Source organism: Streptomyces sp. NPDC021562, assembly GCF_040640875.1.
In the GTDB taxonomy this organism is placed as follows: Bacteria; Actinomycetota; Actinomycetes; order Streptomycetales; family Streptomycetaceae; genus Streptomyces.
Genome location: NZ_JBFACN010000008.1, coordinates 244304 through 261097, shown reverse-complemented (window position 1 = coordinate 261097; position 16794 = coordinate 244304). Strand labels below are relative to the sequence as shown.

Below are 16794 nucleotides of genomic sequence, written 5' to 3'. Positions count from 1 at the left end.
GGAATGGAACCGACCGAGAGCGCCGCCCCGGGCGCACGGCTGCCGCTGCGCCGCCGGGCGTGCGCGTGGCGGGAGAGCCGCGGGACGGGGCGGGGCGACCGGCGCACCGGGTTGCCGGTCGCGAGCCTCGTGGCGGACGCCCGTGACCCGCTGCCGCTGGCCGCCGTCGAGCCACCGTCCCGTCTGACCGGCTCCGAACACGACTCCGAACGGCACCTGTCCTGGCCCGCGCTGCCCGCCGGTACCGTCGGCGCCGCCGCGTTCGTCCTCGGTGCCGGCTTCTACCGCGCCTTCACCGACCACCACGCCCTGTTCCCGTCGGGCACGGTGGGCTGGTCGCTGGCCGTGCTGACCGGCATCATCGTCGGCCACCTGGTGCTGCTCGGCCGCGCCCGCTGGTGGGGCGGCACCGGCTCCGGCGCCGCCCTCACCCTCGCCGTCCTGCTGCTCTACGGCTGGGTCCCGGCCGGCATGGTCAGCCTCACCGTCGTCGTCCTGGTCGGCATAGCCCGGCGCCACCGCTGGCGGCAGGGCGTCCTGCACGGCGCGGTGGACATCCTCGGCATCGGCGCCGGCGCTCTCGTGCTCGGCGCGTTCGGCCGGGTGCCGACCGTCGAGTCCCCCTGGAACCCCGCCGGTTGGAGCGTCACCGCGGCACCCCAGGTCGTGCTGGTGGCGGTGGCCTACCTCGCCGTCACCCGCGCCCTGCTCTGGTACCTGCACATCCCGCGCGGCGGCGAAGTGCCCACCGTCGCCCGCACCGCCCTGATGCGACAGGGCCTGGTCGCCGTCGCCCTGCTCGGCATCGCCCCGCTCGTCTGCGTGGTCGCCGTCGCCCAGCCGCTGCTGCTCCCGCTGTTCTCCATCCCGCTGGTCGCCCTCGACTCCACCCTGTGGATAGCCCGGGCCCGCGCCGAGGAGCAACTGCGCGACCCGCTGACCGGACTGCCCAACCGGCAGTGGCTCCTGGAGCGGATCTGGACCGCCCTCGACGACGCGGAACGCATCGGCGCCCGTTCCGCCCTCATGCTGATCGACCTCGACCGGTTCCGTTCGGTCAACGACACGCTCGGTCATCTCGCCGGTGACCGGCTGCTGCTCCAGATAGCGGACCGGCTGCGGGCCGCGCTGCCTCGCGGTGCGGAGGCGGCCCGGCTCGGCGGTGACGAGTTCGCGGTCTTACTGCCCGTCGCCGACTCCACGACGTCCGCGACCCGGGTGGCCCGCAACCTGGTCACCGCCCTCTCCTCCCCGCTCGACCTCGACGGCCTCACCCTCGTCCTGGAGGCCAGCGCCGGCGTCGCCGTCTTCCCCGACCACGCGCTCGACGCGGAAGGGCTGCTGCGCCGGGCCGACGTGGCCATGTACCAGGCGAAGCGGGACCGCACCGGCGTCGAGGTCTACGAGTCCAAGCGGGACTCCAACACCCCGGACCGGCTGGGCCTGCTGGGCGACCTGCGCCGCGCCCTGGACGCCCACGAGGTGCAGCTGCACTACCAGCCCAAGGTGCGCTTCGACGGCCAGGTGGCCGGACTCGAGGCCCTCGTGCGGTGGGTGCACCCCGAGCGCGGCAAGGTGCCGCCGGACGAGTTCATAGCGATCGCCGAGTCCTCCGGGCTGATGCCCCATCTGACGGAGTACGTCCTGGAGACCGCGCTCGGGCAGGTCGCCGCGTGGCGGGCGCAGGGTCTGCGGGTCCCGGTGGCGGTCAACGTCTCGCCGCGGGACGTTCACACGCCCGGGTTCGCGGGCCTGGTGGCGGCGCGGCTGGCCCGGCACGGCGTGCCGGCCGGGGCGCTGCAGCTGGAGATAACCGAGCATGTGCTGCTCGAGGACCCGCAGCGGGCCGCCGACACCCTCGCGGGACTCAACGGGCACGGCGTGAAGATGTCCCTGGACGACTTCGGCACGGGCTACTCGTCGCTGGTGCACCTGCGGCGGCTGCCGGTGAGCGAGCTGAAGATCGACCGGTCCTTCGTGGCCCGCCTGGCCGTGGACAACGAGGACGCCGAGATCGTGCGCTGCACGGTCGACCTCGCGCATTCGCTGGGGCTGCTGGTCGTCGCGGAGGGCGTCGAGGACGACGAGACCTGGGAGCGGTTGCGGGACCTGGGGTGCGACGCGGTGCAGGGGTGGCTGGTCGCCGCCGCCATGCCGCCGGAGGAGACCACCGCATGGCTGCTGGCGCGCGGGGCGCGGGGATGGGAGCGGCCGCGGGCGGCTCTCCCGGCGGCCGAGTAGTTTCCCACCCGCCCGCCCGTTCACCCTTTTTCAAGAGGTGAGCGTCTGCCCTGGGGACGCGATGGTGCGCCCTTTGGGGGAGCTGGCCCCTTACGGAGTGGCGAAGTGGCTGACCAGCAGCGCCAGCCGCGTCTCGTGGTCCTTCTCCGGCAGGCGGCCGCTGCGCATCAGGGTCACCAGGCCGTGCAGGGCGGCCCAGAAGGTCTCGGTCAGGATGCCGGCGTGCTCGCCGTCGGCGGTGATCGGCTCGACCGCCCCGAGGATCTCGCCGAACGCCGCCTGCAGCGGCTCCGGAGCCTCGGGGGTCGCGAACGGCAGGTCCACCAGGTGGGTGAACATCGCGTCGTAGAGGGCCGGGCGGCGGCGCCCGAAGGACGTGTACGTGGCCGCGACCGCGGCCAGCGCCTCGCGCGTGGTCGTCGCCGACGTGCGCGCCGCCCGTAGCTCCACCGCGAGGTCGGCGCAGCCCTGCACCGCCACCGCCGCCATGATCGCGTCCTTGCCCTTGAAGTGGCTGTAGAGGACCGGCTGGCTGTACTCGATCTCGGCGGCCAGGCGGCGGGTGGTCACCGCGTCCCAGCCCTCCGTCTCGGCGAGTTCGCGGGCGGCCGTGACGATCAGCTGCTCGCGCTCTGCCCGTTCACGTTCCCGGCGGTTCTGAATCGACATGCCTGGAATTCTAGCAGCGCTAGCCAATCTGTCGATGCTCTGCTAGCTTCGCTATCAGTCCTAGCGTTGCTAGAAAATCTCTCAGGGGGAGACCATGACCGTCACCGCGTACACCCTCGCCGTCCTGCTCGACCTGTTCTGCCTGTTCCTCGGCTACCGGTTCCTGTTCCAGCCGGGCCCCGCCGCCGCCGGCTACGGCGTGCCGGCCGACCCGAAGGGCGACGCCGGCGCCTACCTCTCGGTCAAGGGCCTCAGGGACGGCACGTACGGAGTCGTGGGGCTCCTGCTGCTGGCCTTCGCCGGGGCGCACGCCGAGGCCTGGTTCATGCTCGGCGTGGCACTCATACCGTTCGGGGACACGGTGAACGTGCTCCGCAACGGCGGGACGAAGGCGGTCGCCTTCGGGATCCACTTCGCCACCGCGATCATCATCCTGATCAGTGCCGCCCTGCTGTTCCTCGTCTGACCGCGCGGCGCGCCGTCACCCACCGGGGGTTCCGTCATGTCGTTGTTCGTACCGAAGTTCGATGAGTCCGTGATCGTGCGGGAGGCCGCCGCCGAGGTGGTCGGCGGCGACCCGACCCGGATCCGGCTGCTCGCCGACAGCAGCGCCACCGGCGGCGCGCTCTCCACCGTCCGGGTCACGCTCGGCGAGGGCGCCGACGGCGCCGCACCGCACCTGCACCGCACCGCCGCCGAGCTGTTCTACCTGCTCGACGGTGCGGCCGAACTGCTCTCCGGCGACGACGTCGTCACCGCCGAACGCGGCGACCTGGTCGTCGTCCCGCCCGGCAGGCCGCACGCCTTCGCCGCCGTCCCCGGCAGCACCGCGGACCTCCTGATCGTCATCACCCCGGGCGTGGAGCGCTTCGAGTACTTCCGCCACCTCCAGCGCCTGCGCCTCGGCGAGGCCACCCTGGAGAGCCTCCTGGAGACGCAGGAGCTGTACGACAACCACTTCCTGCGCAGCACGGCCTGGGAGAGACGCCACTGAAACCCGATGGATACGGGGCCCGGCGAAACCGTTTAACAGCCACCGGGCCCCGCCCCATAGGATTGGCTCCAAACCGCACACACTCACCCCAGAGGAACGCTGCATGCCTGGCATCACGCGCGAGGAGGTCGCCCACCTCGCCCGGCTGGCGCGTCTGGAGCTGAAGCCCGAAGAGCTCGAACACTTCGCGGGACAGCTGGACGACATCATCGGCGCGGTCGCCCGCGTCAGCGAGGTCGCCGACCAAGACGTACCGCCGACCTCGCACCCGCTGCCCCTGACGAACGTCATGCGCGCGGACGAGGTCCGTCCCTCGCTCACCCCCGAGCAGGCGCTCTCCGGCGCCCCGGCCCAGGAGCAGCAGCGTTTCAAGGTGCCGCAGATCCTGGGGGAGGACTAGACAGCCATGACGGACATCATCAAGCTCACGGCCGCCGAGACCGCCGCGAAGATCGCCTCCGGCGAACTCACCGCCGTGCAGGTCACCGAGGCCCACCTCGCCCGCATCGAGGCCGTCGACGAGAAGGTGCACGCCTTCCTGCACGTCGACCGCGAGGGCGCCCTGGCGCAGGCCCGTGCCGTCGACGAGAAGAAGGCCCGCGGCGAGCGGCTCGGCCCGCTGGCCGGCGTCCCGCTCGCGCTCAAGGACATCTTCACCACCGAGGGCATCCCGACCACCGTCGGCTCGAAGATCCTGGAGGGGTGGATCCCGCCGTACGACGCCACCCTCACCAAGCGTCTCAAGGCCGCCGACGTCGTCATCCTCGGCAAGACCAACATGGACGAGTTCGCCATGGGGTCCAGCACCGAGAACAGCGCGTACGGCCCGACCGGCAACCCCTGGGACCTGACGAAGATCCCCGGTGGCTCGGGTGGCGGTTCGTCCGCGGCCCTCGCCTCCTTCCAGGCCCCGCTCGCCATCGGCACCGACACCGGCGGCTCCATCCGCCAGCCGGCCGCCGTCACCGGCACGGTCGGCGTGAAGCCGACGTACGGCGCGGTGTCGCGGTACGGCATGGTCGCCTTCTCCAGCTCCCTGGACCAGGGCGGCCCGTGCGCCCGTACGGTCCTGGACGCGGCGCTCCTGCACGAGGTCATCGCCGGGCACGACCCGCTCGACTCCACCTCCATCGACGCCCCGGTCCCGCCGGTCGTCGAGGCCGCCCGCAACGGCAGCGTCGAGGGCATGCGCGTCGGTGTCGTCAAGCAGTTCCGCGGCGAGGGCTACCAGGCCGGCGTCATCCAGCGCTTCGACGAGTCCGTCGCCCTCCTCAAGGAGCTGGGCGCCGAGATCGTCGAGCTGGACTGCCCGTCCTTCGACCTCGCGCTCTCCGCGTACTACCTGATCGCGCCCAGCGAGTGTTCGAGCAACCTCGCCCGCTTCGACGGCCTGCGCTACGGCCTGCGGACCGGCGACGACGGCACGCACTCCGCCGAGGAGGTCACCTCCCTCACCCGTGAGGCCGGCTTCGGCCCCGAGGTGAAGCGCCGCATCATGCTCGGCACCTACGCCCTGTCGAGCGGCTACTACGACGCCTACTACGGCTCCGCCCAGAAGGTCCGCACGCTCATCACGCGCGACTTCGAGAAGGCCTTCGGGCAAGTGGACGTCATCGTGTCGCCCACGACGCCGACCACCGCCTTCGCGATCGGCGAGCGCGCCGACGACCCGATGGCGATGTACCTGGCCGACCTGTGCACCATCCCGACGAACCTCGCGGGCAACGCGGCGATGTCGCTGCCCTGCGGTCTCGCCCCGGAGGACAACCTCCCGGTGGGCCTGCAGATCATCGCCCCGGCGCTCAAGGACGACCGTCTTTACAAGGTCGGAGCCGCTGTCGAGGCCGCCTTCGTGGAAAGGTGGGGGCACCCGCTCCTAGAGGAGGCACCGTCGCTGTGAGCAACGCACTGTCGAAGGCCAAGGGCTTCAAGAAGTCGAAGTCCGGCACGTACCTGTCCATGGCCACCACCGCGTTCGGCGCGGTGAGTGTCGCCAAGCAGATCAAGAAGGCCCGCGCCGAGCACGACACGCTCCGGCTGATCGACGCCACGGTCTCCGCCGTGGCGATCGTGACCGGCCTCGCGATCCTCTACCGCGAGCTGAAGCGGCTGGGCGACGACGACGTCCTGCTGGGCTGAGAGGGAAGTTTCACCGTGACCACCACGACCGACCTGGTGTCGTACGAGGACGCGCTGGCGTCGTACGACCCCGTCATGGGCCTTGAGGTCCATGTCGAACTCGGCACCAGGACCAAGATGTTCTGCGGCTGTTCGACCGAGCTGGGCGCCGAGCCCAACTCGCAGACCTGCCCGACCTGCCTCGGCCTGCCCGGCGCGCTCCCGGTCGTCAACGCGACCGGGGTCGAGTCCGCGATCAAGATCGGTCTCGCGCTGAACTGCGAGATCGCCGAGTGGTGCCGTTTCGCCCGGAAGAACTACTTCTATCCGGACATGCCGAAGAACTTCCAGACCTCCCAGTACGACGAGCCGATCGCCTTCAACGGCTACCTCGACGTGCAGCTGGAGGACGGCGAGACCTTCCGCGTGGAGATCGAGCGCGCCCACATGGAGGAGGACACCGGCAAGTCCACCCACGTGGGTGGCGCGACGGGCCGTATCCACGGCGCCTCGCACTCGCTGCTCGACTACAACCGCGCCGGCATCCCGCTCATCGAGATCGTCACCAAGCCGATCGAGGGCGCGGGCGAGCGTGCCCCCGAGGTGGCGCGGGCGTACGTCCGTGAGCTGCGCGAGGTCATCCGGGCGCTCGGCGTGTCCGAGGCCCGCATGGAGATGGGCCAGATGCGCTGCGACGTGAACCTGTCGCTGCGGCCGCACGGCACCGAGAAGTTCGGCACCCGCTCCGAGACGAAGAACGTGAACTCGCTGCGGTCCGTGGAGCGTGCGGCCCGTTTCGAGATCATGCGGCACGCGGCCGTGCTGAGCGGCGGCGGGACGATCGTCCAGGAGACCCGGCACTTCCACGAGGACACCGGGTCGACGACCTCGGGTCGCGTGAAGGAGGAGGCCGAGGACTACCGGTACTTCCCGGAGCCGGACCTGGTTCCCGTGGCGCCCTCGCGCGAGTGGGTCGAGGAGATCCGCGCCGCGCTCCCGGAGATGCCGCTGGCCCGCCGCAACCGGCTGCTCGCCGAGTGGGGCGTCTCCGCGGTGGAGATGCAGGCGATCATCAACGCCGGTGCGCTGGACCTGATCGTCGCCACCATCGACGCCGGTGCCGACGCGGCCTCCGCCCGCAAGTGGTGGATGGGCGAACTGGCGCGCAGCGCCAACGAGTCGGGCACCTCGCTGGACGAGTTGGCGATCACCCCGGCGCAGGTCGCCCGGGTCACCGAGCTGGTCTCCAAGGGCGACCTCAACGACAAACTGGCCCGCCAGGTCATCGAGGGCGTCCTCGCGGGCGAGGGCACCCCGGACGAGGTCGTGGACAAGCGCGGCCTCAAGGTCGTGTCGGACGAGGGCGCGCTCGGCAAGGCCGTCGAGGAGGCCATCGCCGGCAACCCCGGCATCGCCGACAAGATCCGCGGCGGCAAGGTGGCCGCGGCCGGTGCCCTGGTGGGCGCGGTCATGAAGGCGACCCGCGGTCAGGCCGACGCGGCCCGCGTGAAGGAACTGATCCTGGAACAGCTCGGCGTCAGCGAGGGCTGAGCACCCGGTTCGAGCACCTGGTTCGCACGGTACGGCCCCGCAGGCAGCGCCCGCGGGGCCGTACCCGTCCGACGCGGCGGCCGACGGCCCGCCCTCCCGGTTTCCGGCATCGGTGAACGGGCTCCTTGTGATCTTCGTAGTGGTAGGCGATGCGTAGGAGCTCATGCGAACCGGCAGACAACGCACCCGCTCCGGTCGTCGGCGAGGGGCCGGACAAGGCTGCCCGACGGGAGCCGGAGGCCCGGGCGGCGGACGACGAGGACGTCGTCGAGGACGCCCGCCGGGCCCGCTGGATCGCCACCGTGACCGGGGTGCTGCTGGCCGTGATGGGGGTCACCGCGTCCTCGATGAGACTGAGCGGGGTGCCCGGCCTGGTGCCGGCCGCCTACGGCTCCGGCGCCGTGGTCTGCGTGCTCGCGTCGGTGCTCGGGGCCCGGGGCCGCACCCGCGTGGCCCTGTGGCTGATGATCCTGGGGACCATGGTGATGGCCCTCGGGGACCAGTTCGACTAGGGGCTGCCCGGCGGAGGCGGCCACCTTCCCCCGGAGAGAAGGAGCAACGCCCGGATGTACGCGGTATCGCTGGGTGACGGCGCCGAACTGCGGCCCCTGGAGGTCTGGCACGCCGAGGAACTGCTGGCGGACATCGACCGGGGACGTGAGTCCATCGGACGGTACATCGCCCTGGCCGACGTGATCCGGGACCTGGACGGCGCGCGCGCCTACCTCCGCTCCTACGCCGACAAGCGGGCCGCCGACGCCGGCAGCCTGCACGGGGTGTGGTTGGACGGGAGGCTCGTCGGCGGGCTGCTGTTCCGGACCTGGGACACGGCGACGGGGGTCTGCGAGGCCGGCTGCTGGCTGGAGCCCGCGGCCGCCGGGCGTGGTCTGGCCACCCGGGGCATGCGGATCCTTCTGGACTGGGCGTTTGACGGGCGCGGCATGCACCGTGTGGAGTGGCACGCGTCGCCGGCGAACGAAGCGAGCATCAACGTGGCCCGGCGGCTGGGCATGACCCGCGACGGCGTGCTGCGGGAGAACCACCCCCACCGGGGCGTGCGCACGGACACCGAGGTCTGGTCGGTGCTGGCCCCCGAGTGGCGTGCGGCACGCGCGCGTACCGCACAGCCCGATCATTAAGAGACCTCTCAGACAGCGTCCGTACGGTGCGAGGTATGGGAACGAAGACAGTGGACGGGGCCGGGACCGGCGCCGAGGCGAAGAACGACGAGACGGCGACGGAAGAGGCGGCGGTGGACACCACGAAGGCTCCGGCCGAGGCACCTGCGGGTACCGGGAGCGAGGACCCCGCGGCGGACGTCGAGCCGGAGGCGGAGGAGTCCGACGAGCTCACCGAGGAGGAGCCGGCCGCCCTCGCCGAGGAGGAGCCGGCTCCATCCGGCGTCGGCCAGGGCGCCGGGGCCGTCGTGTCCGTCGCGCTCGGCCTCGTCTCCCTCACGGGCGGCTGGATCGGTACGGTCGCCGCGGCCCGCGAGACCCTCATAGGCCAGCTACAGACCTCGTCGAGCGCGAGCGTCGCCAAGCAGGTCAAGGAGGTGTACGGCGACGCGTGGCAGACCACCGCGCTGTGGGCCGGCCTGTTCGCGCTGGTCGCGCTGGTCACCGGTGTCGTGGTGCTCGTCAGGCCCGCCTTCGGCGCGCCGGGCCGGGCGCAGGCGCCGTGGATCAAGTCGGTCGCCTGGGCGGGTGTCGCGCTCGGCGTCATCGGTCTGCTCCTGGCGGTCCTCAAGTACTCCGACGCACTGCTCGGCCTGCCCTCGACCGGCTGAGGAAAGCGCAGTTCACCAGGGGCCTCAGGGCGTCCGTAAGCACCTTACGGACGCCCTGAGGCCCCTTACGCGTACCCAGGCCCCCGCGGCCGCCCGAAGATGCGGAACTCTCCCGATGTGGCGCAGCCCCCTGGGAGACGAAGGTGGAGCCATCGCAGAAAGCGAAGCCCCACCGACTCCTCTTCCAAGGGAACCGCCATGTTCGCGTACGAACTCCACCAGATCCGGTCCGCCGAACTGCGCCGGCAGGCCGCCGACGCCCGCCTCGTCCGCGCGGCCGTCCGCTCCCGCCGCGCCGCCCGCCGCGCGGAGCCGGCCGGCGGCACCGCGGAGCCGGCCGAGTCCCATACCGCCGGCCGCGGCGGGAGCCGGCTCCCACGCACGGCATGACCGGGCCCCGGGCGGGCGGCGACGCCCGCCCGCAGGCCGGGAGCGAAGCCGCCGGCGGCCGGACGGGGGTCGACCGCCGGCACCCCCCATCGTCATCGGCTCATACGACGAGCGCACTGGCGCTGTGGAAAACCGTTGCCGTCCCCTCCACGCCCCGTGCGATGCTCTGGCCCGTGGAGACCAGGTCCGTGAGTCCCGTGTTCGTAGGCCGCAGCGACGAGTTGGGGGCCCTCGACGAGGCGCTCACCCGCGCCGGGGCCGCCGAGCCGCAGGCGCTGCTGCTCGGCGGCGAGGCCGGCGTCGGCAAGACCCGGCTGGTCGAGGAGTTCGCCACGGCCGCCTGCCGCAGGGGCGCGGTCGTGGCGCTCGGCGGCTGCGTGGAGATCGGCGCCGACGGGCTGCCGTTCGCCCCCTTCTCCAGCGCGCTGCGCACCCTGCGGGCCGTCCTGCCCGACGAGTGGGCCGCGGCCGCCGCGGGCCAGGAGGAGGAACTGGCCCGGCTGCTGCCCGAGCTCGGCGAGGCCACCACCAGCCGCCACGACGAACAGGGCACCGCCCGCCTCTTCGAACTCGCCGCCCGCCTCCTGGAACGGATCGCCGCCGACCGCACCGTGGTCCTTGTCCTGGAAGACCTGCACTGGTCCGACGCCTCCACCCGCCACCTCCTCGCCTACCTGCTGCGCACCCTGCGCACCGGCCGGCTCGTCGTCCTCGCCACCTACCGCTCCGACGACATCCACCGCCGCCACCCGCTGCGCCCCCTGCTCGCCGAACTCGACCGGCTGCGCACCGTCCACCGCCTCGAACTCGCCCGCTTCACCCGCGAGGAGGTCGGCCGCCAGATCGCCGGCATCCTGGCCGCTGAACCCGACCCGGCCCAGGTCGACGAGATCTTCGACCGCTCCGACGGCAACGCCTTCTTCGTCGAGGAACTCGCCGTCGCCGGCGCCGAGAGCTGCCGCACCGGCCTCACCGACTCGCTGCGCGACCTGCTCCTGGTGCGCGTCGAGGCACTGCCGGAGAGCGCCCAGCGGGTCGCGAGGGTCGTCGCCGAGGGCGGCTCCACCGTCGAGTACCGGCTGCTGGAGGCCGTCGCCGGGCTCGCCGAGGACGACCTCATCGAGGCGCTGCGGGCCGCGGTCGGCGCCAACATCCTCACCCCCACCCCGGCCGGCGACGGCTACCGCTTCCGGCACTCCCTGGTCCGTGAGGCCGTCGCCGACGACCTGCTGCCCGGCGAACGCTCGCGGCTCAACCGGCGCTACGCCGAAGCCCTGGAGGCCGACCCCACCCTGGTGCCGGCCGACGCCCGGGTGACCCGCCTCGCCAGCTACTGGTACCAGGCCCACGATCCCGCCAAGGCGCTGCCCGCCGTCCTCGACGCCTCCGTCGTGGCCCGCCGCAGGCACGCCTACAGCGAGCAACTGAGGCTGCTGGAAAGGGCGATGGAGCTGTGGGACACCGCCCCCGAGGAGATCCGCGCCGCCCTGCGCCCCGTCGACTACACCGACGTCTACCCGCCCTGCGGCTGCGACCCGGCCACCACCCCGTTGCGCTACCTCGACCTGATGGCGGAGGCGGCGGTCGCCGGCCGTTTCTGCGGTGAGCGGGAACGCGCCCTGAAGATCACCAAGAAGGCGCTGCGGATCCTGGAGGAGGAGGGCGACCAGCTGCGCGCGGCGTGGTTCTGGGTGCAGCGCTCCCGGCTCGTCCAGGCCCTGGCACGGGGCGACGGCTGGCAGGAACTCGGCACCGCCCAGGACCTGGTGCGCGGCCTGCCGCCCTCCGAGGTGCACGCCGACGTGCTGGCCAACGTCGCCGCCTGGTCCATGCTCCACGAACCGGGCCCGGAGGCCTTCGCCGCGGCGGAACGGGCCGTGGAGTACGCCCGGATGGTGGGCGCCCGCGAGATCGAGCTCAACGCCCGCCTCACCCTCGGCGGCCTCATGGTCGACGCGGGCGACGTCGAGGCCGGGCTGACGGAGATGGCCCGGGTCAAGAAGGCCGCCCTCCAGGAAGGCGTGGCGCATGTCGCGGGCCGCGCCTATGTGAACCTGCCGTCCGAACTGGAGGCGGTCGGCCGTTCCCGGGAAGCGGTGGCGCTGCTGCGCGAGGGCCTGGCCTTCACCCGCAGGTTCGGGCTGCTGGATCCGGAGGCCTGGATCTGGGACAACCTCTCGGACTCCCTGTACACACTGGGGCAGTGGGAGGAGGCCGCCGAGGCCGCGGCGGGGGCCCTCGGCTCCGCGGCCGGCGCGAAGCCCCGGGGCTCCAGCGTCCTGCGCCTCGCCCATCTCGCCCTGGCCCGGGGCGACCTCGCCGAGGCAGGCCGCCAGCTGTCCGTCGCCCGCGCCCACCTCGGCACCCATGACCCCATGCCCGAGCAGTGGCTGCCGGTGGCCCGCGTCACCATCGGCGTCGCCGCCGGGGAAGGCCGCCTCCTGGACGCCCGCGCCGAACTGCACCGCGCCCTGGAGGGCGGCTTCCCGCCCGGCACCCAGCGCTACGGCTGGTCCGTGCTGCTGGCCGCCGCCACCGCCGAGGCCGACGCCCGCGCCCTGCCCGCGGCCGCCGACGGCCGCAAAGAGGTCCTCGACCGGCTCGCCGAGGCGGTCCGCAAGCTCGCCACCGGCGCGCCCGTCTGGCAGGCGTACGAGCGCTGGACCCGCGCCGAACTGCACCGCGTCCACGGCACCGACACCGCCGCCCTCTGGTCGGACGTGGTCACCGACTTCGAGACGCTGGACCGCCCCTACGACCTCGCCCGGGTCCGCCGCCGGCTCGCCCAGGCGCTGCTCGAACAGGCCGCCGGTGACGAGGAGCGCGAGCGGGCCCGGGAACTGCTCCGCCTGGCCGGTGCGGTCGCCGCGCACCTGGGCGCCCGTCCGCTGGCGGACGCCGTCGCCCTGCTCGCCCAGCGCGCCCGTCTCACCCTCACCGGAAAGACCCCCGGCCGGGCCCTCGACCCCGCCGAGAGCCTCGGTCTCACCAGCCGGGAGCGGGACGTACTGCGCCTGGTCTCGGCCGGCCGCACCAACCGTCAGATCGCCGAGGAGCTGTTCATATCCCCGAAGACCGCGAGCGTCCACGTCTCGAACATTCTGGGCAAGCTGGGCGTCGCAGGGAGGGGCGAGGCAGCGGCGGTGGCCCACCGACTGGGGTTGTTCCCCGTCGAGGCCCTCGGCCCGACCAGGTAGGGGACCGGCACAGGAGGCACCGTGTTCAACATGTTCGACGAGCTCTTCGCACCCGGCCGCAAGCACACCCACGACGAGCAGAAACGGCTGGAACTCACCCGGGAGGACGTGGGGGACACGGATCCCGGACGCGGTCCGATAGACCTCGCGTCCGGCAAGGTCGTCATACGCCTTCCCCAGGAGGAGCCCGAGGCGGAGCCCGCCGAAGACCCCGGTGGCGCCCCGGGTGACGCCTCAGGTGACGCCTCCGGCGACGACAGGGCGTGAGCGGCGCCGCCTACTTCACCTCCAGCTCGAGGATCCGGTCGTCGCCCGCCTTCGGCCTGCCCCGTCCGTCCGTGTTGCTGGTCACCAGCCACACCTTGTCGCCGCCCGCCGCCACCACCGTCCGCAGCCGGCCGTACTCGCCGGTGAGGAAGGCCTGCGGCGCGGCGGCCGCGGTCGTGCCGCGGAGCGGGACACGCCACAGCCGCTGCCCCTTCAGGGCCGCCATCCAGATGACCCCGTGCACGTAGGCGATCCCGCTGGGGGAGGCGTCGTCGGTGTGCCACTGGGCGATCGGGTTCACGTACTTCGGGTCGCCCGACCTGCCCTCCGCGTTCGGCCAGCCGTAGTTTCCGCCGGGCTTGACGGCGTTCAGCTCGTCCCAGGTGTCCTGGCCGAACTCCGAGGCGAACAGCCGCTGCTTGTCGTCCCAGGCCAGACCCTGCACGTTGCGGTGGCCGTAGGTGTAGACGGGCGAGTTCGGGAACGGGTTGCCGGGGGCCGGATCGCCCTCCGGGGTCAGCCGCAGGATCTTCCCGCCCAGTGACCCCTTGTCCTGGGCGAGACCGCGCCGCCCGCTCTCGCCGGTGCCGGCGTAGAGCATGCCGTCGGGGCCGAAGGCGATCCGGCCGCCGTTGTGGATGAACCCCTTGGGGATGCCCTTGAAGATCGTGTCGGGGGCGCCCAGCTGCTCTCCCGCCGGCTTGTTCGCGTCCCACAGCATCCGCACGATCCGGTTGTCGGAGGCCGAGGTGAAGTAGGCGTAGATCATGTGGTCCGAGGCGAATCCGGGGGAGAGGGCGATACCGAGCAGGCCGCCCTCACCGGCGGCGGCCACGCCCGACACCGTGCCCAGCTCCGTGATCTTCCCGGTCCTCTCGTCGACCTTGCTGATCGTCCCGTCGTCCCGGTCGGAGACCAGCAGCCCGCCGCCGTCCGGCAACACCGCGAGCCCCCAGGGCGACTTCAGCCCCTGGGCGACGGTCCGCACCACCCTGACCGACCCCGTGGCGGGCGCGACGGCCTCGGCGGACGCGGAGGCGGACGCACCGGCCGACGCACCGCCCGACGCACTCTCGGCCCAGGGCGCCGTGGGCACCCCACCGCCGCCGCCCCCGGAGGAACACCCGCCGGCGAGCAGTACCCCGGCCGCGGCCAACACAGCGGTCACACCTCGACGTTGCACGATCACGGTCCTTCCGGCAGCCCTCTGCCCGACGTTAGTGCAGCGCCCCGCACGGGGCGCGGGGAACTCAGTCCCACGACCCCTGCGCCGCAGGCAACCGCCCCAGCTCGGCAAGGTCCTCCGCACTCAGCCGCACCTCCACGGCCCCGGCGTTCTCGGCCACCCACCGCCCCCGCTTCGTCCCCGGCACCGGTACCACGTGTGCCCCCTGCGCCAGTACCCACGCCAGCGCCACCTGAGCGGCGGTGACCTCACCCCCGTACCGCCCCGCGACCCTGCGCAGTCCCGCGACGATCGGCTGGTTCGCCGCCATCATCTCCGCCGTGAACCGGGGGTGCCGGGCCCGCAGGTCGTCCGGTTCGAACCCCTCACCCGGCCTGAGCGTCCCGGTGAGGAAACCGTTGCCCAGCGGCATCGCGGCGAGGAATCCGACGCCCCGCGCCGCGCACCACGGCAGCAACGCCTCCAGCGCCTCCGGCGACCACACCGACAGCTCCGCCTGCACCGCGGTCACCGGAAACACCTGCTGCACCCGCCGAAGCTGCCGCAACGTGGCGTCGTGCATCCGCGCCCCCGACCTGCGCCCCCCGCGCGCCCCCACGGCGCACAACCCCAGCGCACGCACCTTCCCCGCCTGCACCAGTTCCGCCATCGCGCCCCAGGTCTCCTCGACGGGGACCTCGGGATCGGCGCGGTGCAACTGGTAGAGGTCTATGACGTCCGTCTGGAGCCGCCGCAGCGAGGCGTCGCAGGCCCGCTTCACGTACCCGGGCCGGCCGTTCGCCACGATGTGCTGGTCGCCCACCAGCAGCCCCACCTTGGTCGACACGAAGGCCTCGGCCCGCCGCTCCCTGAGCACCCGTCCCAGCAGCAGCTCATTGGTGAACGGCCCGTACATGTCCGCGGTGTCCAGCAGCGTCACGCCCAGGTCCAGCGCCCGGTGCACCGCTCTCGCCGACTCGTCGCCCCGCTGTCGCGAACCGCTGTACGCCCAGCTCATCGGCATGCACCCGAGTCCGACGGCCCCCACCGCGAGCGCCCCCGCGCCGATCGTCCTGCGCTCCACCAGCCCGTGAACCTCCTTCTTGGACCCCCCAACCTAACCTCTGCGCGCGCACGCCCCTGACATAGCCTCCTGACCATGACCCAAGACGCATGGCTGCCCATCCCGCCGGACGAGTTCACCGAACTGCCCGAAGGGCTCGACTACCTGTTCTGGGACGGTGGCCAGGAGTTTCCCGGTGACCCCGCCGACTGCGCCGTCTACGTCGTCCCCTACATGAAGCGGCAGCCGGTGAAGGTGCGGCCGCTTCAGGGGATGCGCAACGTCCGGCTCATCCAGACCCTCACCGCCGGCGTCGACGACATGATCGCCGCGCAGGACCTCATCGTCCCCGGCGTCCAGTTGTGCAACGCGCGCGGGGTGCACGAGGCGAGCACCGCCGAACTGGCGCTCGCCCTGACGCTGGCGTCGCTGCGCGGCATCCCGGGCTTCGTCCGGGCCCAGCAGCAGGAACACTGGCAGAGCGGCTTCCACCCCGCCCTCGCCGACCGCAACGTCCTCATCGTCGGCTACGGCGCCATCGGCGAGGCCATCGAGGGCCGGCTCGTGCCCTTCGAGGTTGCGCGGGTGGCGCGTGTCGCGCGCTCCGGGCGCGCATCGGCGCGCGGTCCCGTGCATCCGCTCACCGAACTGCCGAATCTGCTTCCGGAAGCCGATGTCGTCATCCTTTCCACGCCCCTCACGGACACCACACGCGGCCTCGTCGACGCCGAGTTCCTCGCCCGGATGAAGAACGGCGCACTCCTCGTGAACGTCGCGCGCGGGCCCGTCGTGGACACCAAGGCCCTGCTCGCCGAACTGGAGAGCGGCCGTGTCACCGCGGCCCTGGACGTCACCGATCCCGAGCCGCTGCCGGCCGGACACCCCCTGTGGCAGGCGCCCGGTGTGCTGATCAGCCCTCATGTCGGCGGCCCCACCTCGGCTTTCCTGCCCCGCGCCAAGCGACTCGTCACCGAGCAGCTGAACCGCTTCGTGAACCGCGAGCCGCTGCGCAACGTGATCCTCACGACGGGCTCCGCCGCCGGCTGACCCGCGCGGCAGCACGCCCGCGATCCGCTTCCGGCACGGTCCGCGACCTCCCGGGCGCGGTGCGTGCGGGCATAGTCGCTGCTCGTCACGGAGCGTAGAGAAGCTATGTCCCTGAGTGACGAGACTGGTGTATCGTCCCGACAGGGGCTGCGCCGTGAGCCGTTCGGCGCCGGGGACGGACATGTCAGATTTGTGAGGGGGGCGACGGGCGATGCACGGCCTATGGACGAACGATCCGACGCGGCGGAGCCGCCGGCGGCGACCCTGGCGCACAGCTGCGCGCAGACGCGGCCACCACACCAG

The 16794-nt window shown here is 72.6% G+C and carries 17 protein-coding genes; 14 read left to right on the top strand and 3 right to left on the bottom strand.

Translation table 11 applies throughout. The features are described 5' to 3' along the window. Window positions 1-3: 3 nt before the first annotated feature. Window positions 4-2241 carry a bifunctional diguanylate cyclase/phosphodiesterase gene (locus AB0G52_RS15260; protein WP_132889724.1) on the top strand — a complete coding sequence of 746 codons (2238 nt, stop codon included), beginning with the start codon at window positions 4-6 and terminating at the stop codon, window positions 2239-2241. A gap of 90 nt (window positions 2242-2331) precedes the next feature. On the opposite strand, the gene AB0G52_RS15255 is transcribed toward AB0G52_RS15260, so the two are convergent. Then, window positions 2332-2910 carry a TetR/AcrR family transcriptional regulator gene (locus AB0G52_RS15255; RefSeq protein WP_132889725.1) on the bottom strand — a complete coding sequence of 193 codons (579 nt, stop codon included), beginning with the start codon at window positions 2908-2910 and terminating at the stop codon, window positions 2332-2334. Window positions 2911-3004: 94 nt separating this feature from the next. Between AB0G52_RS15255 and AB0G52_RS15250 the strand changes: the two genes are divergently transcribed. The 12 genes from AB0G52_RS15250 (at window position 3005) to AB0G52_RS15195 (ending at window position 13216) form a co-directional block, all read left to right on the top strand. Then, the gene (locus AB0G52_RS15250; protein ID WP_361336758.1) at window positions 3005-3376 is read left to right on the top strand and encodes a DUF4267 domain-containing protein; all 372 of its coding nucleotides are present in this window, start codon (window positions 3005-3007) and stop codon (window positions 3374-3376) included. A gap of 36 nt (window positions 3377-3412) precedes the next feature. Continuing rightward, window positions 3413-3904 carry a cupin domain-containing protein gene (locus tag AB0G52_RS15245; protein ID WP_132889727.1) on the top strand — a complete coding sequence of 164 codons (492 nt, stop codon included), beginning with the start codon at window positions 3413-3415 and terminating at the stop codon, window positions 3902-3904. A 103-nt stretch (window positions 3905-4007) separates the two neighbouring features. Then, on the top strand, window positions 4008-4304 hold the full coding sequence (gatC, locus tag AB0G52_RS15240; RefSeq protein ID WP_007384860.1) for an Asp-tRNA(Asn)/Glu-tRNA(Gln) amidotransferase subunit GatC: 297 nt from the start codon (window positions 4008-4010) through the stop codon (window positions 4302-4304). Between the two features lie 6 nt (window positions 4305-4310). Next, entirely contained in the window at window positions 4311-5804 is a 1494-nt protein-coding gene (gene gatA, locus AB0G52_RS15235; RefSeq protein WP_361336755.1) for an Asp-tRNA(Asn)/Glu-tRNA(Gln) amidotransferase subunit GatA, read from the top strand. Continuing rightward, window positions 5801-6043, top strand: a complete 243-nt coding sequence (locus AB0G52_RS15230; protein WP_046726919.1) for a hypothetical protein — start codon at window positions 5801-5803, stop codon at window positions 6041-6043. The genes gatA and AB0G52_RS15230 overlap by 4 nt, the downstream gene beginning before the upstream one ends. A gap of 15 nt (window positions 6044-6058) precedes the next feature. Next, window positions 6059-7573, top strand: coding sequence for an Asp-tRNA(Asn)/Glu-tRNA(Gln) amidotransferase subunit GatB (gene gatB / locus AB0G52_RS15225; protein WP_132889729.1), 1515 nt, complete (start codon window positions 6059-6061; stop codon window positions 7571-7573). A gap of 149 nt (window positions 7574-7722) precedes the next feature. Next, complete coding sequence (locus AB0G52_RS15220; protein WP_361336752.1) at window positions 7723-8085, top strand: hypothetical protein; 363 nt, start codon at window positions 7723-7725, stop codon at window positions 8083-8085. Between the two features lie 54 nt (window positions 8086-8139). Beyond that, window positions 8140-8712 (top strand): GNAT family protein, encoded by a 573-nt coding sequence (locus AB0G52_RS15215; RefSeq protein WP_132889731.1) that lies wholly within the window; start codon window positions 8140-8142, stop codon window positions 8710-8712. A gap of 35 nt (window positions 8713-8747) precedes the next feature. Beyond that, window positions 8748-9362: a hypothetical protein gene (locus tag AB0G52_RS15210; protein WP_361336750.1), complete on the top strand. Its 615-nt coding sequence runs from the start codon at window positions 8748-8750 to the stop codon at window positions 9360-9362. A 198-nt stretch (window positions 9363-9560) separates the two neighbouring features. After that, window positions 9561-9752 (top strand): hypothetical protein, encoded by a 192-nt coding sequence (locus tag AB0G52_RS15205; protein ID WP_361336748.1) that lies wholly within the window; start codon window positions 9561-9563, stop codon window positions 9750-9752. 161 nt (window positions 9753-9913) lie between these two features. Further along, window positions 9914-12949 (top strand): AAA family ATPase, encoded by a 3036-nt coding sequence (locus AB0G52_RS15200; protein WP_361336746.1) that lies wholly within the window; start codon window positions 9914-9916, stop codon window positions 12947-12949. Window positions 12950-12970: 21 nt separating this feature from the next. Beyond that, window positions 12971-13216: a DUF6191 domain-containing protein gene (locus AB0G52_RS15195; RefSeq protein WP_361336744.1), complete on the top strand. Its 246-nt coding sequence runs from the start codon at window positions 12971-12973 to the stop codon at window positions 13214-13216. A gap of 10 nt (window positions 13217-13226) precedes the next feature. On the opposite strand, the gene AB0G52_RS15190 is transcribed toward AB0G52_RS15195, so the two are convergent. Both AB0G52_RS15190 and AB0G52_RS15185 read right to left on the bottom strand, forming a co-directional pair. Next, window positions 13227-14384: a PQQ-dependent sugar dehydrogenase gene (locus tag AB0G52_RS15190; protein ID WP_361336742.1), complete on the bottom strand. Its 1158-nt coding sequence runs from the start codon at window positions 14382-14384 to the stop codon at window positions 13227-13229. 82 nt (window positions 14385-14466) lie between these two features. Further along, window positions 14467-15465: an aldo/keto reductase gene (locus AB0G52_RS15185; RefSeq protein WP_132889737.1), complete on the bottom strand. Its 999-nt coding sequence runs from the start codon at window positions 15463-15465 to the stop codon at window positions 14467-14469. Window positions 15466-15540: 75 nt separating this feature from the next. Here AB0G52_RS15185 and AB0G52_RS15180 point away from each other — a divergent pair, with 75 nt between their 5' ends. Continuing rightward, the gene (locus AB0G52_RS15180; protein ID WP_361336740.1) at window positions 15541-16491 is read left to right on the top strand and encodes a 2-hydroxyacid dehydrogenase; all 951 of its coding nucleotides are present in this window, start codon (window positions 15541-15543) and stop codon (window positions 16489-16491) included. The last annotated feature ends 303 nt before the right edge of the window (window positions 16492-16794 follow it).